Annotated in this window: 16 protein-coding genes and 5 tRNA genes; 10 read left to right on the top strand and 11 right to left on the bottom strand. The window is 71.4% G+C overall.

The window, feature by feature from the left end; translation table 11 throughout:
* Window positions 1-39: 39 nt before the first annotated feature.
* The 4 genes from ACIBSV_RS39970 to ACIBSV_RS39955 form a co-directional block, all read right to left on the bottom strand.
* Window positions 40-1,635, bottom strand: coding sequence for a PP2C family protein-serine/threonine phosphatase (locus ACIBSV_RS39970; RefSeq protein ID WP_395872069.1), 1,596 nt, complete (start codon window positions 1,633-1,635; stop codon window positions 40-42).
* A 235-nt stretch (window positions 1,636-1,870) separates the two neighbouring features.
* Window positions 1,871-3,064: an acetyl-CoA acetyltransferase gene (locus tag ACIBSV_RS39965; RefSeq protein ID WP_395872066.1), complete on the bottom strand. Its 1,194-nt coding sequence runs from the start codon at window positions 3,062-3,064 to the stop codon at window positions 1,871-1,873.
* Window positions 3,065-3,066: 2 nt separating this feature from the next.
* A complete protein-coding gene (locus tag ACIBSV_RS39960; RefSeq protein WP_395872063.1) occupies window positions 3,067-4,572 on the bottom strand; it encodes a hydroxymethylglutaryl-CoA synthase in 1,506 nt (501 codons plus the stop codon).
* Window positions 4,573-4,676: 104 nt separating this feature from the next.
* Window positions 4,677-5,933, bottom strand: coding sequence for a CaiB/BaiF CoA transferase family protein (locus ACIBSV_RS39955; RefSeq protein ID WP_395872062.1), 1,257 nt, complete (start codon window positions 5,931-5,933; stop codon window positions 4,677-4,679).
* A gap of 344 nt (window positions 5,934-6,277) precedes the next feature.
* Between ACIBSV_RS39955 and ACIBSV_RS39950 the strand changes: the two genes are divergently transcribed.
* From ACIBSV_RS39950 to ACIBSV_RS39940, 3 genes are all read left to right on the top strand, one after another.
* Window positions 6,278-7,012: a hypothetical protein gene (locus tag ACIBSV_RS39950; RefSeq protein WP_395872061.1), complete on the top strand. Its 735-nt coding sequence runs from the start codon at window positions 6,278-6,280 to the stop codon at window positions 7,010-7,012.
* A 392-nt stretch (window positions 7,013-7,404) separates the two neighbouring features.
* On the top strand, window positions 7,405-7,845 hold the full coding sequence (locus ACIBSV_RS39945; protein ID WP_395872059.1) for a MarR family winged helix-turn-helix transcriptional regulator: 441 nt from the start codon (window positions 7,405-7,407) through the stop codon (window positions 7,843-7,845).
* Window positions 7,842-9,803 (top strand): MDR family MFS transporter, encoded by a 1,962-nt coding sequence (locus ACIBSV_RS39940; RefSeq protein WP_395872057.1) that lies wholly within the window; start codon window positions 7,842-7,844, stop codon window positions 9,801-9,803. Before ACIBSV_RS39945 ends, ACIBSV_RS39940 begins: the two co-directional genes overlap by 4 nt.
* Before the next feature lie 246 nt (window positions 9,804-10,049).
* Here ACIBSV_RS39940 and ACIBSV_RS39935 read toward each other — a convergent pair whose 3' ends face one another.
* Entirely contained in the window at window positions 10,050-11,582 is a 1,533-nt protein-coding gene (locus ACIBSV_RS39935; RefSeq protein WP_395872054.1) for an MFS transporter, read from the bottom strand.
* A 104-nt stretch (window positions 11,583-11,686) separates the two neighbouring features.
* On the opposite strand from ACIBSV_RS39935, the gene ACIBSV_RS39930 reads away from it, so the two are divergent.
* On the top strand, window positions 11,687-12,757 hold the full coding sequence (locus tag ACIBSV_RS39930) for a helix-turn-helix transcriptional regulator (RefSeq protein WP_395872052.1): 1,071 nt from the start codon (window positions 11,687-11,689) through the stop codon (window positions 12,755-12,757).
* A 68-nt stretch (window positions 12,758-12,825) separates the two neighbouring features.
* On the opposite strand, the gene ACIBSV_RS39925 is transcribed toward ACIBSV_RS39930, so the two are convergent.
* From ACIBSV_RS39925 to ACIBSV_RS39905, 5 genes are all read right to left on the bottom strand, one after another.
* Window positions 12,826-12,900: transfer RNA gene (locus ACIBSV_RS39925), tRNA-Val, on the bottom strand.
* Between the two features lie 59 nt (window positions 12,901-12,959).
* Window positions 12,960-13,031, bottom strand: a tRNA-Val gene (locus tag ACIBSV_RS39920).
* A 37-nt stretch (window positions 13,032-13,068) separates the two neighbouring features.
* A tRNA-Cys gene (locus ACIBSV_RS39915) sits at window positions 13,069-13,142 on the bottom strand.
* A 49-nt stretch (window positions 13,143-13,191) separates the two neighbouring features.
* A tRNA-Gly gene (locus ACIBSV_RS39910) sits at window positions 13,192-13,264 on the bottom strand.
* Between the two features lie 344 nt (window positions 13,265-13,608).
* Window positions 13,609-15,648, bottom strand: a complete 2,040-nt coding sequence (locus tag ACIBSV_RS39905; protein WP_395872050.1) for a DUF4328 domain-containing protein — start codon at window positions 15,646-15,648, stop codon at window positions 13,609-13,611.
* Window positions 15,649-15,987: 339 nt separating this feature from the next.
* On the opposite strand from ACIBSV_RS39905, the gene ACIBSV_RS39900 reads away from it, so the two are divergent.
* From ACIBSV_RS39900 to ACIBSV_RS39885, 4 genes are all read left to right on the top strand, one after another.
* Complete coding sequence (locus tag ACIBSV_RS39900) at window positions 15,988-17,046, top strand: chorismate-binding protein (RefSeq protein ID WP_395872048.1); 1,059 nt, start codon at window positions 15,988-15,990, stop codon at window positions 17,044-17,046.
* Between the two features lie 90 nt (window positions 17,047-17,136).
* Window positions 17,137-17,961 carry an aminotransferase class IV gene (locus ACIBSV_RS39895; RefSeq protein ID WP_395872046.1) on the top strand — a complete coding sequence of 275 codons (825 nt, stop codon included), beginning with the start codon at window positions 17,137-17,139 and terminating at the stop codon, window positions 17,959-17,961.
* A 93-nt stretch (window positions 17,962-18,054) separates the two neighbouring features.
* Complete coding sequence (locus tag ACIBSV_RS39890; RefSeq protein ID WP_395872044.1) at window positions 18,055-18,783, top strand: GNAT family N-acetyltransferase; 729 nt, start codon at window positions 18,055-18,057, stop codon at window positions 18,781-18,783.
* Window positions 18,784-19,015: 232 nt separating this feature from the next.
* Window positions 19,016-19,513, top strand: a complete 498-nt coding sequence (locus tag ACIBSV_RS39885; RefSeq protein ID WP_395872042.1) for a hypothetical protein — start codon at window positions 19,016-19,018, stop codon at window positions 19,511-19,513.
* Window positions 19,514-19,934: 421 nt separating this feature from the next.
* Here the strand turns inward: ACIBSV_RS39885 and ACIBSV_RS39880 are convergent, their stop codons facing one another.
* Window positions 19,935-20,348 (bottom strand): SsgA family sporulation/cell division regulator, encoded by a 414-nt coding sequence (locus ACIBSV_RS39880; protein ID WP_161356292.1) that lies wholly within the window; start codon window positions 20,346-20,348, stop codon window positions 19,935-19,937.
* 345 nt (window positions 20,349-20,693) lie between these two features.
* On the opposite strand from ACIBSV_RS39880, the gene ACIBSV_RS39875 reads away from it, so the two are divergent.
* Both ACIBSV_RS39875 and ACIBSV_RS39870 read left to right on the top strand, forming a co-directional pair.
* The gene (locus ACIBSV_RS39875) at window positions 20,694-21,146 is read left to right on the top strand and encodes a TIGR02611 family protein (protein WP_395872040.1); all 453 of its coding nucleotides are present in this window, start codon (window positions 20,694-20,696) and stop codon (window positions 21,144-21,146) included.
* Window positions 21,147-21,259: 113 nt separating this feature from the next.
* Window positions 21,260-21,331, top strand: a tRNA-Val gene (locus ACIBSV_RS39870).
* The last annotated feature ends 429 nt before the right edge of the window (window positions 21,332-21,760 follow it).

The following is a 21,760-nucleotide window of genomic DNA, read 5'->3' as shown; positions in this document are numbered from 1 at the left end:
GCAATGGGTGGGCACAAAACCCCGAGCCCAAGCGCAGCGCTACCGCACGCACACCGCCATCACGCACGCGTCGTCCTCGTAGCGGGTGTGGCCCAGGCGGCTCAGCACCACGTCCACGCATGTCCTGGCGTCCGCGCCGAGTACTCGGGGGCCCAGGCCGAGGAGGGCGCGGACCGCCTCCTCGGTGCCGCGCCCGCGTCGCTCGACCAAGCCGTCGGTGAAGATCAACAGCACGTCGCCGGGGAGTAGTTCGACCCGGTCCTCGACGAACTCGGGCTCGTCGAGCGCACCCAGCAACACGCCGAAGGGTGCCGACAGTGCCCGTCCCACGCCGTCGCGGTACAGCAGCGGCGGCGGGTGGCCGCCCTGGGCCCAGGTCAACACTCGCCGTTCCGGGTCGAATCGCGCGCACACCGCGGTCGCCACCTTGTCCGCCGGCAGGGTGTGCACCACGATCCGGTTCAGCGCGGTCAGCATCGCGGCGGGCCCGGCCCCCGTCATCGCCACCCCCTGCAACGCCCCGCGCAGTGTGGTCATCCCGGACGCCGCGGCGACCCCGTGCCCGGACATGTCGCCGACCGCGAGCAACACGTCGCCGCTCGGCAGCGCGAGCGCGTCGTACCAGTCGCCGCCGACCTTCGAGTCCTGCTCGGCCGGGAAGTACCGGGTGGCCACCTCGATGCCGGGCAGGCTGATCGGCCGGGTCCACCACGGCATCACCACGCGCTGCAACTCGGCGGCGATCCGGTGCTCGGAGCGCACCAGTCGGCGCTGGGCCAGCAACTGCGCCCGGGCCTCCGTCAACGCCTCCTGGGTGCGCCGCAGTTCGGTGATATCGCGGAGCAACACCCAGACCGCAAATGGGGTTCCGTCTGCGCCGAGCACCGGTTCGCCGACGAACTGGACCGACACCCGGCTGCCGTCGGCGCGCACGATCCGGAACTCGCCCTCGGTGCCGTTCGCCTGTTCGAGCAGTTCGCGCAGCAGGTCCGTGACGAACGCCCGATCCTCGGCCGCCGCGTGGTCGGGCAACTCGGCCAGCGGCAGCGGGCCGAGCGCGCGGTCTCGGCCGAAGAGCGCGTACATCTCGTCGGACCAGCGCACGTCGTCGCGATCGAGATGCCACTCGGCGCTGGCCACCGGTCCCGAACCCGGCGCCGGCGGCACGGCCGTGCGGCGCTGCTCGGGCAACAGCCCGTGCGGGTCCGGTTCGACGAACAACCGGCGCAGGTGCCGCCACGGCAGTACCGCGTCCTCGACGTCACCGAGCGCGAACGGCGCGGTGGGCCCGACGTCCGGCGGCCGGACCGAGCTGCGTGCCGGAGTGCTGGCCGCCAGGCCCGGATCGTCGGCCTGGCGGTGCTCGGGATCGTCGGTGTCCAGGCTCAATCGGGCCAGATACTCCGCCGTCCGGCCGAGGCTGCCCGCGAGCAGATCGCACACCATGCCCCGGCGGTGCGCGTCCTCGATCGCCGCCGCGTCCTCGCCCGAACCGCCGCCGGCAGCACCCGGGCGCGGGCCGAAACCACCGCGCAGAGCCTCGAGTTCGGCCCGCATTCGGTCGATGTGCGCGAGCCATTGCGCCGGGTCCACCACGAGGGGTGCGTCCACGGGGTGTTCGGGCCGTTCGCGCATCCGCTCGCGCTCCTCCGGACATGACGAGGCAGGGTGCAATGACTGTCGCACATCAAAGGCCCGGACGCGGATGAAACCACGGTAACCATGATGCTTGTGGCAGATTGCCCATTTCCGGTGTCCGGAGATGGCGAAAGGGGCTCGATCGCGACCGCGATCGAGCCCCTCACCAGCTTTGACGAGCAAAACCCGACGCGGTTCGACGGTCTTCGAACAACGCGTGGGGGAACGGCGGTCAGCCGAGTTCGTTGCCCAGGATGGAGATGAAGGAGACCATCTCGCCCGGATAGCCGCCGAGGTTGTGGGTCAGCGCGAGCTTGCGACCGTCCGCCGGGATCCGTCGATCCGCCGGTGCCTCGCCGCGCAGTTGTAGCCAGGCCTCGAACATCATCCGCAGTCCGGATGCGCCGACCGGGTGACCGAAGCTCTTCAGCCCGCCGTCCGGGTTGACCGGCAACCGGCCGTCCAGATCGAAGGCACCTGCCAGGACGTCCTTCCACGCGGTCCCGCGATCGGCGAACTGCAGATCCTCCATCAGCACCAGTTCGGTCGGCGTGAAACAGTCGTGCACCTCGGCCATCGCGAGCTCCTCGCGCGGGTTGCCCACGCCGGCCTGACGGTACGCGTCCTGCGCGCACGCGGCGATCTCCCGGAACGTGGTGTAGTCGTACTCCGGGTCGATCACCCCCGAGCCGTTGCCCGCCACCAGCGACAGCGCCTTGATGTACAGCGGCTTGTCCGTGTACAGGTGTGCGTCCTCGGCCCGGACCACGATCGCCGCCGCCGCGCCGTCGGCGACGCCCGCGCAGTCGAACACGCCGAGTTGGCCCGCGAGTTTGGGCATCGCGGAGATCTTCTCCGGCGCGATCTCCTTGCGGAACTGCGCGCGCGGATTGCGCGCGCCGTTGTAGTGGTTCTTCGACGCGATGTGCGACAGCACGTCGCGCATCTCCGCCTCGGACACGCCGTACTTGTCGCCGTACGCGGGCACCACCATCGAGAACATCGCCGCCGCGGTGAGCGTGCGGGCGGTCCCGTCGCCGGGGATCGGGAACGCGTTCAGCCCCTGGAAGCCGCCGTCCTTGACCTTCTCCACGCCGACCGCCATGGCCATGTCGTACGCGCCGGACGCGACCGCGTACGCGGCCTGGCGCAGCGCGTCGGACCCGGTCGCGCACATGTTCTCCACGCGGGTGACCGGCTTGCCCTGCAGTTGCAGCGGCTTGGCCAGGGTCAGTCCGGACATGCCCGACTGCGCGGTGCCCAGCCAGTACGCGTCGACCTGTTCCTGCGCCACGCCGGCGTTCGCGAACGCCTCGGTGGTCGCCTCGATCAGCAGGTCGTCGGTGCCCTTGTCCCAGTGCTCGACGAAGGGGGTGCAACCCATCCCGATGATGGCGACGCGGTCCTTGATGCCGTGCGATCCCATGCCTATGCCTCCTCGGCGGCTCGGGCGGTCCGCACGGGGCGGGCCTTCCAGAAGTAGTTGTGGATGCCGTCGGCGGTGCCCAGCCGGCGGAAGGTCGGCTCGACCCGGTCGCCGATGGCCACCTCGGTCGCGTCCATGTCGGTCAGCTCGATCGGCAACCGGCCGCCCACCCGTCGCCCACCACCCTCGTCGGACGTCGTTTCGCCCCCCGCGGGGTCGTCGAAGTCCACGACCGCGAACACCACCGGCGGGCTGGGCGAGTAGGCCATCCGGTCCACGGTGAACGTCTTGACCGTGCCGAGCACGTCGGCGGAGGGCACCGGCTCCATGTCGTCCACGTTGCCACCGGTCATCGACACCCGTTGCGGCGGCAGGTGTACGGCGCCGCTCTCGCGATCGCGCGAGCCGACGAAGCCGTACTTCCACTCCACCGAGCGCACGGCGGCCGAGGACGAGGTGCGGGCGGGCTCGGGTCGGCGCGGCGGTTCGACCGGGAGCAGCCCGCGCCACGCGAGGTACTTGCCGTACGGCAGCGGCGCGCCGCCGGCGATCTGCTCGGCGACCGTGCGGGTGGGCCGGTAGGCCGCGAGCGCGTCGGTGGTGCGGAACAGGAACACGTCGGCGCCGTCGGACAGCACGACCAGCGCGACGACCGCGCCCGGCTCGGAGCGCTCCAGCGTCGCGCTCAGCAGCAGTCCCGGGTGCGCCGCGCCGGTGTTGCCCACGGTGCTCGCGAGGTCGTCGCCCAGGACACCCTCGCGCACCCCGAGCCTGCGGCCCAGCCCGGCGACCGCGCGGCCGTGCAGGCCGGCGATCACCGCGTGGGCGACCTGGTCGGCGGTCAGCCCGGTCGCCTTGAGCGCGTCGGTCCAGGCCTGCCGACCGGCGGCGAGGTAGTTGTTCTCGCCGAACTTCTCCTCCCACAACTTCGAACGCACATCGCCCGGAGTGCGCCAGCGGTCGACGAACTCGGCCGTGGCGGACGCGCCGCCGAGATACTCGGCCAGCACCGGGCCGTCGGCGGGGGAGCCGACCAGCAGCGCGGCCGCACCGTCGCCGCCGGCCGCCTCGTCGCCGCTGCCGGGCAGGCCGACCCGGATGTCGGCACCGACCACGAGCGAGCTGCTGGCGCCGTCCAGCGCGAGCCGGAGCAGACCGGCCGCCGAGCGCACCGAGCCGGTGGCGTCCATCGCGGGCACCGAACCGTCCAGGCGCAGCGCGGCGTGCATCACGGTCGCGTTGGTGCGGTCCGCGTACGCGGGTGCCACCGTGGCGAACAGCAGCGCGCGCGGGCGGATCCCGGGCGTCGCGCGCAGCGTGTTGCGGGCGGCCTCGACGCCCAGCGTGGTGGTGTCCTCGTCGAAGGAGGCGACCGTGCGGGTGCCCTTGCCGCCGCCGGTGCCGGCCACGGCGGCGATGCTCTTGCGGTCGAGGCGCCGGTAGGGGAGATAGGCCCCGTACCCGAGGATGCCGCGTCCCGTCGAAACTGCGGTTCCGTCAGTCGTCATTTCTCCGCTTCCGCCTCGTTCCACTTGGGGTTCGTCGCGTTGTCGCGTGGCCGCCCGCCGCTGCGGGCCGCCGTGCGGGATGGGTTGGGGGAGTACGTGCTCGGCTAGGGGGTCTCCAAGCCGATCGCGCCGTCGGCCGCGAGGCGGTCTATCTCCGCGCGGGACAGGCCCAGTTCGGCCCCGAGCACCTCGGCGGTGTGCTCGCCGACCCAGGGCACCCGGGTCTCGGGGCCCTCGGCGACCCGGGAGAGCTTGACCGGGTTGCCCGGCGACAGGACCGGCGCCGGGTCGCCGTCGGTGCGCTCCATCTCGACGATCATGTTGCGATTGCGCACGTGCTCGTCCTCGATCACGTCGCCGGGGTTGTAGACCGGGCCGGACGCGACGCCCACTCCGCTCAGCGCCGCACACGCCTGCAACCGGGACTTGTCCGCCGCCCATTCCTCGATGCCCGGGCGCAGGATGTCCTCGATGTGGTCGAACCACTCCTGCGGGCCGCTCAGACGCGGATCGCTCTTCCACTCCGGCTTGCCGACCAGGTCGGCGAGCGCCTCGAACATGTGCGGGCGCGCGCACTGGATCAGGAAGTAGCCGTCGAAGGCCCGGAACGAGTGGTTGATCAGCGGCGCGAGGCCGGGGTCCTTCAGTCCCATCGACCAGTAGCTGATCCCCGCGTCGTTGAGCGCGACCATGGCGTCGAACATGGAGATGTCCACGTACTGACCGATGCCGGTGGCGTCCCGATGGCGCAGCGCGGCCAATACGCCGATCACCGCGAACAGCGCCGAGCCCGAATCGCCGAGCGCGCCGAGCGGGGACACCACCGGCGCGGTGTTCGGGTCGCGCTTGAAGTCGTACAGACCGGCCATGCCCTCGGCGACCGGGGCGTACGCGGGCCAGGACGCGTACGGCGACTCGGTGGTGTTGCCGAAGCCGGACACGGAGAGGTAGATCGCGCGCGGGTTGACGGCGGCGATGTCCTCGAAGCCCAGGCCGAGCCGGCCGGCCGTACCGGGCTTGAAGTTCTCGCAGACGATGTCCGCCTTCTCGGCCAGGCGCAGCACTATCTCGCGGCCCTCGGGGTGCTTCAGGTCGACCGTGACGCTGCGCTTGCCGAGGTTGTTGCGCAGGAAGGTGACGCCGACGCGGCGGCCGAGCGGGTCGGTCATCATCGGCAGCGCGGCGCGCCCGGACTCGCCGACGCCCGGCGACTCGATCTTGATGACCTCCGCGCCCAGTCGGGCGAGCATCTGCGTGGCGTAGGGGAGCGCCTGCATCTGTTCGATGGCAAGGACCCGGATCCCGTCGAGCGGCTTTCCGAAGCGTTGCAGGTCCGCGCCTGCCACCTCTCCCACGCGCATGGTCACTCACTCCCTGTTGTGCGGTCGTACGTGTGCCGCGCGGTCGACCGGCCGGCCGAACCTGCTGCAGCCGTGATGCCCGGGACCCGGCGGGACACCCGTCGGGTACCTCGCACGAGCGCCCAATAGTCGCGAGACAGGCACCTCGTCACCATAGCTGACGGACAGTCAGATGAGCATGGGTCGAGTTCCGTGCCGCTCGTCACGCGGGCCGGGAGATGGGGGTGGGGGCGGATCGGGAGGGCTTTCGCGGGAGGGGGCGGGGTCGTTCGAAGGGTGATGGGCGGGCGAGTCATCGGCTTGTCGATTTTCCGGCGCACCGACATGTCCATTACGGTGCGTGCATGACCGATGACGCATTGATTCGTGACGCGGAGGTGGCCGCCCGTGCCCTCCTTGACCGGCGCATCGAACTGATCCGCGAACTGGCCACGTCGGCGGCCGAGTTGGAACCGCTGCTCAAGGCCGCCGCCGAGGGCGAACAGCGCGCGCTCAAGGCGTGGGCGGACGCGTTGGCGGGTGGCTGGACGCCGGATGAACTGCGCAAGTTGGGCTACCGCGAGCCGGACAAGCGTCCGGGGGCCAAGAAGGCCGGGCCGAAGCGGGCCGGCGGGGCCACTCCGGTGGCGGGTCGGGCGGACGTCGGCACGGGTACGGGCGAGGCGGGCGGAAGCGCGGGCCCGGACGAGTCGGATGCGGCTGCTGTGAGTCGTGGTGCGGCCGACGTCGCCGATGCGGTCGATGACGCGCACCTCGCGGAGGCGGGTGCGGAGTGCATGCCCGAGGGGCTGCTCGGCGCGGACGGTGCGCCCACGCCGGGCGCGGGTGGGGGCGCGGATGTGCACGCGGGTGTGGATTCGGGCGTCGGTCCGGGCGGGGAGGGTGCGCTCGACCCCTCCGCCGCGGTACGCCCCGGCGCGTCGCCGGTGCCGCAGCCCGGGCCGCGTTCGGGGCCGAAGGCGGGCGTGACACCGGCAGTCGGTCCCGGCGCTCAGCCGTCCGCGCCGGCCGCCGAGACCATCGAGCGGTCGGCCGACCGGCCCGACGCGGCACCCGCCGAGGCGGCCGTCGCCCGATAGCGGGTCCGCCGGGCGGCCCCGCCCGGTTGCCGCCGTCCCGGGCGACGGCCCGTTGGTCTGCCCGCTTCGGAGGCGACAGGGCCGCGATCGTCGAGCGGGGATGGTCGAGCGGGGATGGCCGGTTCGACGGGACGCGCTCCCGAGAATCCCCGGGGCCACGGGACGTGCTCCCGAGATCCCCTGGGCCGCGGCCTTGCCCGGGCGTTGGTCGGGCCTCGGCCGCTGAGGCGCGAATCGGGCGCGGTGGTGAAGGGCGCTATTGTTGGTTGAGCCATGCAGTTAACGCGTGGCGAGCGACAAGGGGGGCGGTCATCGATACCGCGACGACACCGTGTGACGGGCCGACAGCCGGCCGCGCACCCGACGAACTGGGACGCGAACTCGCGCGTCTCATGCGGCTCTCGGCCGCCGCCAAGGCGCGCAACCGCGCCGAGGGCGGCCCCGTGCCCGACGGGGGAGACCGGCTGCTGCTGGCCTACCTCGCCCTCGAGGGACCCCGCCGGGTGACCGACCTGGCCGCGATGACCTACCTGGACGTGTCCACGGTCAGCCGGCAGATCGCCTCTCTGGTCCAGCGCGGGCTGGTCGAACGCCGCCCGGACCCCAACGACGGTCGCGGCACCCTGCTCGCGGTGACCGACGCCGGCAACCAGGCGTTCGAGATCTACCGCGCCCGCCGGCAGACCGAACTGGACCGGGTCACCCGCGACTGGTCCGCCGAGGAGCGCCGAACGCTCGTGCACCTCCTCGGCCGCTTCAACGACGATCTCGAACGCGACCAGGCACCCACGCGCGACGCCGCGCCCGGTGCCCCGGAAGGCACTACCGCATGACCGAGCCGCAACCGCAGTCCGGCCCGCAACAGGCCGTGAGCGAAGGCGCCCTGAGCCACCGTCAGATCATGACGATCCTGTACGGCCTGATGGCCGGCATGTTCCTGGCCGCGCTGGACCAGACGATCGTCTCGACCGCGATCCGGACCATCTCCGACGACCTGCACGGCCTCAGCCAACAGGCGTGGGCGACCACCGCGTACCTCATCACGTCGACCATCGCCACGCCGCTGTACGGCAAGCTGTCCGACCTGTACGGTCGCCGCCCGTTCTACCTCGCGGCCATCACGATCTTCGTGGTCGGATCCGCGGCGTGCACGTTCTCCACGTCGATGTACGAACTCGCCGGGTTCCGCGCCCTCCAGGGCCTGGGCGCGGGCGGTCTGATGTCGCTCGCCTTCGCGATCATCGGCGACGTCGTCCCGCCACGCGAACGCGCCCGCTACCAGGGCTACTTCCTGGCCGTCTTCGGCACCTCGAGCGTGCTGGGCCCGCTGGTCGGCGGGTTCTTCGCCGGGCAGGGCGAGATCCTCGGCATCGCGGGCTGGCGCTGGGTGTTCCTGGTCAACGTGCCGGTCGGCGTGCTCGCCCTGCTGGTCGTCGCCAAGGTGCTGCACATCCCGCACACCCGCCGCCCGCACCGGATCGACTGGTTCGGCGCGATCACCCTGACCCTCGGCGTCGTGCCGCTGCTGATCGTCGCCGAACAGGGCCGCGAATGGGGCTGGGGCTCGGGCACCTCGATCGCCTGCTACCTGATCGGCAGCATCGGCGTGATCACCTGGATCCTGGTCGAGCGCCGGATGGGCGAGGACGCGCTGATCCCGATGCGCCTGTTCGCCGACCGGATCTTCAGCCTCGCGTCGCTGATCGGCGTGATCTTCGGGATGGCCATGTTCGGCGGGTTCATGCTGATCCCGCAGTACTTCCAGATCGTCAAGGGCGCCGGACCCACCGAGGCCGGCCTGCTGATGATCCCGGTGATGGCCGGGATGATGGGCTCGTCCATCCTGTCCGGGCAGATCACCTCCAAGACCGGCCGCTACAAGATCTTCCCGATCCTGGGCACCGGCATCGCGGCGATCGCGATGGCCCTGTTCGCGCTGTACGTCGACACCGAGACGTCGCTGGTGACCACGAGCCTGTTCATGGTCCTGCTCGGCATCGGCCTCGGCCAGTGCATGCAGACGCTGATCCTGGTGGTGCAGAACGCGGTCCCGGCCCGGGACATGGGCGTGGCCACCTCGGCCGCGACCTTCTTCCGGCAGATGGGCGCCACCGCCGGTACCGCGGTGTTCCTGTCCGTGCTGTTCAGCAACGTCTCCGGGGAGATCGCCAAGGCGTTCACCCGGGACGCCCGTACGCCCGAGTTCCAGGCGGCGTTGGCCGATCCCTCGGTGCTCGCCGACCCGGCCAACGGGCCGGTGATCGAGATGGTCCGCAATCCGAACCCCGGCGGCGCGCAGGGTTCCGGCGTGCTCAGCGACTCGTCCTTCATCCAGCACCTGGACCCGCGCCTGGCCGCGCCGTTCAAGGAAGGCTTCTCCGAGGCGATGCAGTTGGTGTTCCTGATCGCCGCATGCGTCATGGCGGTCGCGTTCGTACTGGTCTTCTTCATCAAGGAGGTGCCGCTGCGCACGATGTCCGGCCTCCAGGCGAAGGCCGCGGCGGAGGCGGAGGAACTCGCCGACGCGCAGGCATCGGCGGCGGCATCCGTCGACCCCGCTCGGGACGGCGAGCTCTTGCAGCGGGCCGGCGCCGGGTCGGGAGCCGGTGCGCACGCGGGATCCGAGGTGGGTTCGAGTGTGGCCGCGGGAGCGGATCCGGGCTCGTCCGGCTCGGGTGTCGGAACCGGGGCCGGAAGCGGCAACGGAGCCGGATCGGGCTCGCGGCCGAGCCGTTCGCCGGAGCAGGACGCGCGGCGCGCGGCGGGCCGCCGCTGGCCCGAACGGGACTGACCTCGCGGAGCCGACCACCCGCGCGAACCAACGCGAGGACCCCACCCGACGCGGGGTCTTGGGGCTACCCGCGAAAGCGCGACCCGCACCGGCCGAACGGGACCAACCGCCCGCCCGGCCGGTGGGGGTGCACACATGCGTGCGTGCGCGGGGTCCGGGATCGGCCGGGCGGCGCCCCGGCGCCGGGGCGGATCGCACCGCGCCGCCCGCAGGCCCGTTCGCCCGTCCGCTCGGCCTCCCATCCGATCAGGCGACCCGGGTGACCCGGCGCCGCGCGACCACGCGCCACGCCCACACCGCCGCGCACAGGTTCACCGCGGCCAGCGCCACGAACGTCACCACCGCGGCGTGTGCCGAGGCATGGGCACCCACGCCCGTCGCGGACAGGAAGGTGGTGCCGTACGTGGCCACCCCCAACACCGCGCCGACCTGCATGAGGGTGACCAGTACGCCGCTCGCGTCGCCCGCGTGCTCGGCCCGGACCCGGCCGAGCGCGCTCGCCATCAGCGGCCCGATCACCGCGCCCTGCCCCAGGCCCATCCCGGCCAGCCCGATCGCCAGCGCGAACCCGCCCTCGCGACCCCCGTGCACGGCGGCCGCCATGCCGACGTACGAGACCGACACCAGCGCGAAGCCCAGATAGCCGACATGCGCCCGGATCCGCTCGGGCAGCCGTCCCCACCACAACCCCGAGACCGCGAACCCGATCGCGCACGGCACATAGGTCAAGCCCGCCCGCAGCGGACTGTCACCGAGACCGGATTGCAGGTGCAGCGCGAGCGTGAACAGGAATCCGTTGTAGCTGCCGACCGCGATCAACAGCGCGATCCCGCCGGACAGCAGCCCGGGGGAGCGCAACACCGCCCCCGGCACCAGCGGCGACCCGCCGCGCGCCGCCACCGCCCGCTCGACCAGCGCGAACAGGCCCAACCCGGCGACCCCGGCCGCGAGCAACACCCACCCCCACACCGGCCAACCCTGCTCGTGTCCCATCACCAGCGGCACCACCACCGCGAGCATCGCCGGCGCGAGCACCAGCACGCCCGGCACGTCCAACCGGTCCCACCCCGTCCGCTCGGCGGGATCGGGACGGTCCCCGCCCAGCGCACGCCATCCGACCACCAGCAACAGCACGCCGATCGGCACGTTGACCAGGAACACCGGCCGCCAGCCGGTACCCAGCAGATCCGCGCTCACCAGCACTCCGCCGAGGATCTGTCCGACGACCGCGCCGCCGGCGATCGCGGTCTGGTACAGCCCCATCGCCGCGGTCCGCCGCCGTCCCTCGAACCGCCGCTGGATCAGTGTCAACACCTGCGGCACCAGCAACGCGGCGCCCGCACCCTGAAGACACCGGAACGCCACCAACTCGCCCGTCGAAGTGGCCAGTCCACACGCCAACGACGCGAGTGTGAACAGCCCGAGCCCACCCAGATAGGCCCGGCCGTACCCGAAGATCGCCCCCAGCCGCGATCCGGTGATCAGCAACATCGCGTACGCGATCGTGTAGCCGGCGATCATCCACTGCAATCCGGCCCCCGAGGCGTGCAGGTCCGAACGCATCACCGGGGCCGCGACATTGACGATCGACGCGTCCAGGACCGCCATGAACTGCCCGGCCACCAGCACCACCAGCAACACCGTGCTCGCGGCCCGGTGCCGGACCGCGCCCCGCTCTCCTTCGGTCTCCTCGCTCGTGCCCCCGAGAGCGGTCGCCACCCGCTCCACGTCCCCCTCGCGTCGGGCGTCGCTGCCCGACCGCAGATTCGTATCGGTCATGGCCAAGACTGTGGTCGGTCGCGAATACCCGCACCAGTAGCCCGGTTATCCGGGTATAACCAGGCACCTGGCAATCGACTCCGACCCGAGCACAGGATGGGCGAATGACCGCCCGCCCGCATCTCGATGCCTTCCCCGAACGCGACCTCCGGGAATGGGACGACTCCGACCGGGAGGACGCCCCGAGCACCTCGACAGGCAGCCCGGGCGCCCCGGAAGAGAGCCGGACCACCCCGGAAGGGCCCGCCGCCGGTCGGGTCGACCCGCCCCGACCGGCCGAGCCCGACCGGCCCACACCGCAGTACGTCCGACCCGCCCGCGCCGCGTCGCGCGCCGAGCTCGGCGCGTTCCTGCGCAGCCGCCGGGAGCGGATCACCCCGGAGCAGGTCGGCCTGCCCGTCGGCCGCCGACGTCGTACCCCGGGCCTGCGCCGCGAGGAGGTCGCGCAGCTCTCCGGCGTGGGCGTCACCTGGTACACCTGGCTCGAACAGGGCCGCCCGATCAACGTCAGCGCGCAGGTGATCTCCGGCATCGCCCGCACGCTGCGCCTGGACGGCGTCGAGGTGGAGCACGTCAAGCGGTTGGCCTGCGTACCGAGCACGGCGACGCTGCGCGCCGAGGACGAGGTGGACGCGGACACCCAGGCCCTGCTCGACGACTTCGCGACGCTGCCCGCGGTCGTGCTGAACGGGCGCTACGACGTGCCGGCCTTCAACGAGCTGTTCGCGAAGGTCTTCCCGGCCCTGACGGTGACGCGGCGAGTACGACGCAACATGATCTGGGAGCTGTTCACCCGGCCCGAGTGCTGCAACCCGTTCCACGAGTGGAGCCGGGAGTGCCAGGGCGTGGTCGGCGTCCTGCGCGGCACCTACGCCCGCAACGTCGGCGATCCGGTCTGGACCGCGTTCATCGACGAACTGATCGAGGCCAGCCCCGAGTTCGCCAAGGCCTGGGCCGCCCACCCGATCTCGCTCACCCGCACCCGGGTCAAGCTCTTCCGAAACCTGGACGTCGGTGTGCTGCGTGTACGTGCGATCTCGTCGGAGCTGACCGCGTTCCCGGGGCAGCGGCTGAACGTCTACGTGCCGCAGGACGAGGAGTCGCGCGCCACGCTGGCCCGACTCGCCGCGCCCGACTTCGTACCCAGCCCGCCGCATGAGCATCCGGGGGTGTGATCCACACCATCGCGGTCACCAACGTCGAAGGGCCGGAAGATCGAGATCTTCCGGCCCTTCGATACTGCTGGTGCGCGATACTGGGATTGAACCAGTGACCTCTTCCGTGTCAGGGAAGCGCTCTCCCGCTGAGCTAATCGCGCGAGGGTACTGCGTACTGCGGGTGACCCGTGGTGCGTGGTACGTGTTCGGTTGTGCGGCGTGCGCGATACTGGGATTGAACCAGTGACCTCTTCCGTGTCAGGGAAGCGCTCTCCCGCTGAGCTAATCGCGCGGGAAGTTCACCCTCGGCACGGAGCCTCGGGGTCTCTTGGAGGTGGAGACGGGATTTGAACCCGTGTAGACGGCTTTGCAGGCCGTTGCCTCGCCTCTCGGCCACTCCACCAAGTGAAGGAACCATAGTGGTTACCCACTACATTCCTCTACTTCTTCCGAGCGGACGACGAGATTCGAACTCGCGACCCTCACCTTGGCAAGGTGATGCTCTACCAACTGAGCCACGTCCGCCTGTCGGCCCGGGCTGCGTTTCCGCGTCCCGGCGACGTTGAGAACTTTAGCGGATCCGAGGGCCATCACAAAAACCGATTCCCCGCGGACCTCACCGCGCGACCCGCGCAACCTGCGAAAACGACCGAGGCCGGCCCGAACCACCAGGGTTCGAACCGGCCTTCGGCGCGGCTTCGGGTGGGCCGTCGAGGGGCTGTCGAGGAGCTGCCGGGATGTCCCGGACGTCTCCTCGACGGTCTCCCGATGTTCTTGCGATGATCTCCGACGGGCGCTTGACGGGCACTTGACGGATTGTCGACCCTTCGCGACGGGCTTGCGACGGGCCCGCGACAGGTGTGCTCAGGTCAGCCGCGGCGCTCGCCGGAGGGGGCCGGCTCGGCTGCCGCGTCCCCGGTGTCCTCGGAGCCTTCGGAGTTCTTTGCGCTCTCGGAGTTCTCGGTTTCGTCGGTCGGTGCCGCCGACGGCGCGTCCTGGACGCGGTCGGCTTGGGCCGGGGCCTGGGCGGGCACCTGGGGGAGTTCGGCGGTCGGAGCGACGGGCGGAACCCGGTCGGTTTCGCCCCGTTCGTCGCCGGCGTCCGGTGTGGAGTCGGCGACGGGCGGTGTGGTCGGCGTGGCTTCGGCGACGGGTTCGGCTTCGGCTTGGGGTTCTTCGCCGTCGGCTGCGGCTTCCGGAGACGAGGCCGGCTCGGCCGCGGGCTCCGCCGGGGCTTGGGCTCCGGGCTCGGCCTCGCTCTCCGCCTCGTCCTCGGTGTTCTCGGTCCTGCTCGCGGCCTCGGCCTCGCCTTCGCTCCCGCCCTCGGCAGCAGGTACGCCCGTCCTCTCGGCGGCAGCGTCCTCCGCAGCCTGGACCGGCTTGGTCAGGGACACCTGCTCCTCCGGTGCGGCGACGGTGGGTGCCTCGACCGGTACCCCCATCCCGGCCGTCGGCGCCGCGGCGGGCCGGGGCGGCGGCGTGCGCTTGGCCGGCGTGGCCGGTGGTACGTCGTCGACCGGCAGGACCGTCGTCGCGTCGGCCGAGTCCGGAGCATCGGACGAAGCCGGGGTACCGGTACCAGACGAAGCCGGAGCGTCGGATGAGACCGAAGCGTCGGACGAGACCGGAGCGTCGGGAGTGACCGGTACGACCGGAGCAATCAGAGTCTCCGAAGCGGCAGGTGCGGCAGCGGCCGGAGTCGCGGCCGGAGCCTCCGGACCCGAGGCCACCGCATAAGGCGCCTGCGGTACCGGCGGAACGCCCGGCATCCCGGGAGCCGGCGGCACCGGCGGCGCGAAGTATCGGCCGGTCGGCGCCTGCGCCGGATAGGCCGCCCACGGCGTGGGCGCCCCGGTCGGGAACCCGGCCGCCATCCCGGGCATCCCCGGCATCCCGCCCGGAACGCCGCCGGGGGTCAGACCCGACGCGAAAGCCAGCGCCTCGCGCTCGTGCTGGAAGGTGGTGATCTTCCGGACCACGAAGATCGCCGCGACGGCGGCCAGGACCAGCACGAGGTCCGCGACGCCGGACAGGATGTCGATGGTGCGCAGCCGGTCGGCGTCGGACAGCTCGATGTCCTCGTCGAGCGGGTAGGACAGCCGGCTCGCGAAGAACAGCACACCGGACGCGACCAACAACACCCACCACGCCCACAGCAGCGGCAGGCGGCCGGGAGTCCGGCCGCCGCGCTCGGCGGTCCGCGGGTCGCTCGCGCGCCACACGTCGTGCAGGATCAGCTTGGGGAACCACAGGCTGACCACCGGTACCAGCCAGCCGCCGATCGCCCATCCGGTGGAAAGGTGCTGCTTCGAGGGGCCGAACAGGTCCACGTTGGCGCGGGCCCGGTACATCCAGATGATGAACAGCACCGCGGTCGCGATCATCGACAACACGAGGAACGTGGTCGCCGCGGCCACGAGCGAGTCCGAGTCCTCGGCCTTCGTCCGCAGCGCGTCCGTCATACCGAGCTCACCGGCGTCGGCGATCTGCCGCAGGACGTCCGCACGATGGAGGAACGCCGCCGCGCACAGCCCGGCGAACACCGCCGACAGCGGCAGCAGGATGTACAACGTCACGGCGATGCCGCGCAACGCGCGAAACGGCTGCGGCAGCCAGCCGGCGTACGGCGAGACCGGATACGTTCCCGGCATGCCGTAGGGGGCCTGCGGCGCGAACTGTCCGGGCGCGTGCGGATAGACACCGGTGTACACGCCGGTCGGAGCGGGAGCGGGCGCCGGCGCGGCGTACGGATCCAGCGGGATGGGCGCCGCGGGAGCCGCGGCGGGCCCGGTGCCCACGGGGGCCGACCCGGCGCCGGGCTGCTGCGATGCGGCAGCGGCCGGGACGGCGCCGCAGTACGAACAGCGGTCGGCCCGCGTAGACCAGGTGTCGCAGGCGGAACAGTGCACGGATGAACGTCCTTCGATCGCGTGGTGCTGTGGAGACTTCGACGGGTCGGGGCGAACCGACCGGGGAGGTGCGGTCGCCGGACTCGGGGCTGCCGGGTTCCTACCCACCGTGCCGCATCATGCCGTGCCCGACCGGCACGCGGGAACGCGGAATCGTTTCGGGGCAGTTCCGGCCGCGTCCGATGCGGGCGGGCGGGCCCTTTCCGGCCGCCGCGCGCGGGCGGCTCGGAGCCTCGGGACGGCCCACCACGGACGCCGGGACGGCCTTCTACAATGGACGATCTGATCCGCGCGCCGATCCTCCACAGGTGCCGCGGTCGCGACCCCCGGAACGAACCAGTGAGTCAGCCACCCCCTCTCGCCCACCTCGGCGGGCGCTTGGCCACCGGCCTGCGTGATGTCACGCGGGACCCGGCCGCGCTGGACTCGCACGGGTTCTGGGCCGTCGTCGCCGACTTCGAGGGCGACCTGCTGTGCGCACGCTTCGACGAGGTACGACCGGCCCCGCTGCCGCCCGCGCCGTGGATCGGCCCGCCCGCCCACACCTGGACCGACTCGCTCGGCGCCGAGGCGTACCGTGCCGGGGTGCGCCGGATCCGCGAGTACATCGCCGCGGGCGACGTCTACCAGGTCAACCTGTGTCGCCTGCTCGGCGCGCCGCTGCCCGAGGGCGCCGACATCGTCGGCCTCGCGGGCCTGCTCGCGCACGGCAACCCGGCGCCGTACGCGGGAGTGATCCGGCTGCCCGACCACGATGTGCACGTCGCGTGCGCGTCTCCCGAGCTCTACCTGCACCGGGCCGGCGACCGGGTCTGGTCCGGCCCGATCAAGGGCACCGGCCGTACCGAGGCCGACCTGCTGCCCAAGGACTACGCCGAGAACGTGATGATCGTGGACCTGGTGCGCAACGACCTCGGCCGGGCGAGCGCGATCGGCTCCGTCACCGTGCCCGACCTGTGCGTGGTCGAGAAGCACCCGGGCCTGGTCCACCTCGTCTCCACCGTCGCGGGCACGTTGGCCCCGGGGGTGGGCTGGCCGGAGCTGTTCGCCGCGACCTTCCCGCCCGGTTCGGTCAGCGGCGCGCCCAAGAGCAGCGCGTTGCGGATCATCGAGGAACTCGAACCGGTTCCGCGCGGCCCGTACTGCGGCGCGATCGGCTGGGTCGACGCGGACCGCCGCGACGGCTCGCTCGCGGTGGGCATACGCAGCTTCTTCGTCCGGGACGGCCGACTGCACTTCGGCACGGGCGCGGGCATCACGTACGACTCGGACCCGCAGCGCGAGTGGGACGAGACCGAGCTCAAGGCCCGCAACCTGCTCGCGGTGGCGGCGCGGGATCAGGCTCCGGGCGCGCGGGATCACCTTCCCGGGTGGGAGGACCCGCCGGGACCGGAGTAGCACCCGTACGACCCGTACAACCCGTACAACCCGTATGACCTCGTACGACAAGAACGATGTGCACGGCCCGCGCGACGCCTCGGAGGGCGCATGAGCAGGATTTGGCTGAACGATCGCCTCGTCGACGACGAGCACGCGGTGGTTCGGGTGGACGACCACGGCCTGACCGTGGGCGACGGCGTCTTCGAGACGATGAAGGCGAGCGGAGGGCGGGCCTTCGCCGTCACCCGGCACCTGGACCGGTTGGCCCGCTCCGCGCGCGGTCTCGGGCTGCCCGCGCCGGACCCGGACCTGATCCGCCGTGCGTGTGCCGAGGTGCTGGCGGCCAACCCGCTGCCGGGGATCGGCCGACTGCGGATCACCTACACGGGCGGCCGGTCGCCGCTGGGCTCCGAGCGCGGCGACGCCGAGCCGACCCTGGTGGTGGCCCTGGCCGCGGCCAAGACCCGCGGCAAGAGTACGGCCGTGGTCACCGTCCCGTGGACCCGCAACGAGCACGCGCCGACCACCGGGCTCAAGACCACGAGCTACGCCGACAACGTGGTGATGCTCGCGTACGCCGCCGAACGCGGCGCGAGCGAGGCGCTGTTCGCGAACACGGCGGGCAACCTGTGCGAGGGCACCGGTTCGAACGTGTTCGTCGTACTCGACGGCCACGTGGTCACCCCGCCGCTGTCGGCTGGCTGCCTGGCGGGCGTATCGCGCGCGTTGGTGCTGGAGTGGGTCGGGGCCGAGGAGATCGACGTACCACTGGCCGTGCTCGCCGACGCCGAGGAGGTGTTCCTGACCTCGTCGCTGCGCGACATCCAGGCCGTACACCGGATCGACGAGCACACGCCGGACGCCCCAGGACCGCTCACCCGCAAGGCGATGGAGATCTTCGCGGCCCGCGCCGCCGCCGACATCGACCCGTGATCACCCCGCGCGGCCCGGCCAGGTTGGCCGGGTCCGCGCGCGGGCAGCACTGCCGGTAACGGGGCGCTGCGCCCGGGAAGGCGGGGGCACCCGATGACGACCACTTTGCGACCGGCCGGACCCGGCCGTGACGGCGTGTACTCGATCTGTGCCAACGGCCGAGCCATCGGCGGCGTGCACCTGACCCCATTGGGCCCGTGGGGTGTCGGCACCGGATGGATCCTGCACATCCAGGTGCTGCCGTCCCGCCGCCGCCGCGGCCACGCGTGCGTCGCGATGCTCGCGGCCGAGGAGGTCATGCGCGGCCGGCGGTGCACCCGGATGGCAGCGGCCGTCCCCGAGGGCAACCGGGCGGCGACCGGCCTCGTGCAGGCGCTGGGCTACGCCCCCGACAGTCGCCGACTCGCGGCCGGCGTACGCGCCACCGGCCTGCCCTCCGGTGTGCGGATGATGGACACCGACGAACGCGAGGAGTGGTGCGCCGCGGAGTTGCACCGCTACGCGGAGAGCCTGCGCGCGGCGGGCTGGGCCGCCCCCGCCGCGCAGGCCCGGGCGCAGGCCCGGTTGGACCACCCCACCGCGCCCGCGCCGTACACACTCGGCGACGGCGCGGCCGTGTGGGTGGCGCACGGCGTCATCCTGGCGCTGACGGCGCCGAACCCGGAGGCCACCGCGACGCTGCTCCGCGCGGCCGGCCACGTGACGGCGAGCCAGGGCCTGCACGAGATGGCCATCGACCTCTCCGACGACACCCACACGAAGGCCTGCACAGCGGCGGGATTCGCGCCGCGCACGCGTTATTGGGGGAAACCCATCCTGTGAGGGTGGGGTACATCCCTGATCCTGGATGTACTCCACGGGGAGGAGATGGAGCGGTCGGTGTCCTCCCCGAGTACTGAACCGACCGCCGATCGTGGCGTCCGGGGGCGGAGGCGGCGACGATGGGGGGAGGACCGATGCCTCGAGGCTTCGAACACCTCGAAAGTCGAACGCCTCGAAAGTCGAACGCCGTGAACGAAGCTGCGAACAAGCTGCGAACGAGGAGGCCGAGCGCATGTCCGGCGCAGATGTGGTGACCGGCGCCTTGTGCATGGCGCTGACGGGTCTCGGCCTGGTCATCGCGGTACAGAAGGCTCGCCAACGACGTTTCCTGACAGCGACGCGGTGGACCGCCGCGGCGCTGTTCCCGATCGGCCTGTACCTGACCGGCCTGGCCACACTGAGCCGCCGGGTGGGCAGCGCCGCCGCCGACTGGGCGACGGACCTCGCCTTCGGGATCAAGGCGTGGGGCGGCGTCGCGATCCTCGCGTTCGCCGTGATGCTGCTGATGATCGCCCGGATGATCGGCGGTCGAAAGAACCCGGACTCGACCGGCACGGCGGGCTCTTCGGACCTGTCCGCGCTCACCGGCGGGACCGGCGCGGGTGGCGCCCTGCCCCGCAGCCAACAGCCCAAGCCGGCCGCCGCTCCACGCTCGCGGCGCGCGGCGCGCGGTGCGGTCGACGACGAGTTCGCGGAGATCGAGGAACTGTTGCGCAAACGCGGGATCTGAAGTCGGGGAATCCCGATTTGCCGATTACCGCCGGTTGACGTGGGTTACCGGATGAACCGGGAAACACGCGCTGTGCACAACAGGCCACGCCCCGGGGTGGTGAATGTGAACGCATTCCCACGCGCGTTGTCGATGGCCGATGCCGATGCCGGAAAATGTGTTCGACTGCGCGCTTTGTTTGCACCATGTGCGGATCGTGTACGTATTCGGACCGACCGATCGCTCGGTGTGTTCGATTCACTCGTCCGGCGGTCGCGGGCGGAAGCGGGCGGTCGCGGCGGGCGGGGGAGGGGTGGACGGATGTCCCGTAACAGGACGTGAAAACGCTCCGCCGCCCCCACCTTGTGGACGGTGGGTGCGGCGGAGCGGTGACGTACGTACCCGGCGCTGCGGACAGGGGCGTGCCCGCCGTTCCGGGAGCTCAGTTCTCGGCGAGGATCTGCGAAAGTTCCCGGTCGAGGTCGAAGAAGCGATGCTCGTTGCCGGGGGTGACGGCAGCGTTCGTACGCTTCAGGAACGACTCCAGCGCCCGAGCGGGCGCTTCGAGCAGGGCTTCACCCTCCGGCGAACTGAGGGCGATGCAGACGATGCTCTGTCCGTGGCTCCGGGAGGGCCACACACGAACGTCGCCGGTGCCGGAGGGCTGACGCAGCCCGTCCGCGAGAAGGTCGCGGGCGAAGACCCAATCGACCGTCTCATCGGCACCCGTGTGGAAGGTCGCATGCACGGCGTACGGGTCCGACGAGTCATAGCGCAGTCCCGCGGGGACTGGCAATGAAGACTCGCTCGAGACGACGAGGCGCAGGTGCAGCTCACAGCTGACCGTGGTGTTCATAAGCGCCATGGCCTTTCGCTCAGTGTGCGCTCGGGGATTCGCACGTCGGCGTTCGCAACATCCCACCTGCGGACCTCTTGTAAACGTCTCTGCCCGATATACGGGCGTCTGGGTACTCCTTAAGAGCGATGCGGAGGTGTAACGTTCGCCCGCATGATTTCCGGAAGGGAACAGGCGTTCAGTTCATGCCACGAGCGGACCCGCTCCGCACCCTCGGGCCTGCACCGAACGTCTGCCCCCTTGTAGCGTTGTCAAGCCAGGCCGAGCCATGGTCGGCTCCGGCCGCAGGCCAGACGGAGGTGCCCGGTGAACGACGGCCGGTACGACGAGAGAGGAAGGCCAACGATGGACACGGGGGTCGCGGAGAACAGCGCGCACGCCACACGGGAACCCGCCGCCGACCAGGACGCCCCGAGCGATCCGGCCGGCAAGCAGGCGAAACCATTCGGCTCCCGCGCTCCCGCATTCATCAAGCGCTCGAAGCCACTGCACATGACCTGGCAGATCGGCGTCGCCGTCATCGGCTTCGCGATCATCGTCGGCGGCATCATCATGCTCCCGCTCCCGGGCCCCGGCTGGGCGGTCATCTTCCTCGGCCTGGCCGTCCTGGGCACCGAGTTCGTCTGGGCCCAACGCACCCTCCTGTGGACCAAGGACAAGGTCACCAAGGCCGCCAACCGAGCCCTGGACCCCAAGACGCGCCGCCGCAACATGATCATGCTCGCGATCGGCCTCATCCTGATCGCCGCAGCCGTGGCCCTGTACCTGTGGAAGTACGGAATGGCCCTCCCCTTCTGACCCCGCCCGGCCGCCGGGCCACCACCACGAGGTGCCCGGCGCCCGGCCGCACGCGCCCGGAGGAGGGTGGGCGCGACCTCCCCCACCCATGCGGTAATGTTCTCCCTGCGCCCGGGCGATTAGCTCAGCGGGAGAGCGCTTCGTTCACACCGAAGAGGTCACTGGTTCGATCCCAGTATCGCCCACACAGGTCAGAGCCCCGGATCAGGAAAATGATCCGGGGCTCTGCCGCGTTCACACACCACATCCGCTTCGGAACCGAATTTGCGGATACCCCGATGGGCGAGGTGGACAACCTTGTCCTGCTCCGGTGGAGCATCGCAACGAAGGTCGATGGCCCGGCGATGCGTGTCACGGGCATTCCACAACGCGGCTCCGGCACGTGACGCTTCGGCACCTCTTGAGGTGAGCGGGCGTCGGGCGGTGGGCGGGGTGGGGGTTCAGGAGTTTTAGGTGGGGGGCGGGTTGTCGGGGTGGTGCGTTCAGGGGTTGAAGTATTGACAGGGATGCTTGGGGAGGACAGGCTCCTGTGCATGTCGTGAGAGCGCTCTCACCGTTCAGGTTTCGGCGCTCCGATACTGCGTGACTTGTGCTGCCCGTGATTCGATCCGCCG

The sequence above is a fragment of the Embleya sp. NPDC050154 genome, from assembly GCF_044460165.1.
Classification (GTDB): Bacteria; Actinomycetota; Actinomycetes; order Streptomycetales; family Streptomycetaceae; genus Embleya.
The sequence above is the reverse complement of the archived record's forward strand: the minus strand, read 5'-3'. Positions and strand labels throughout refer to the sequence as shown.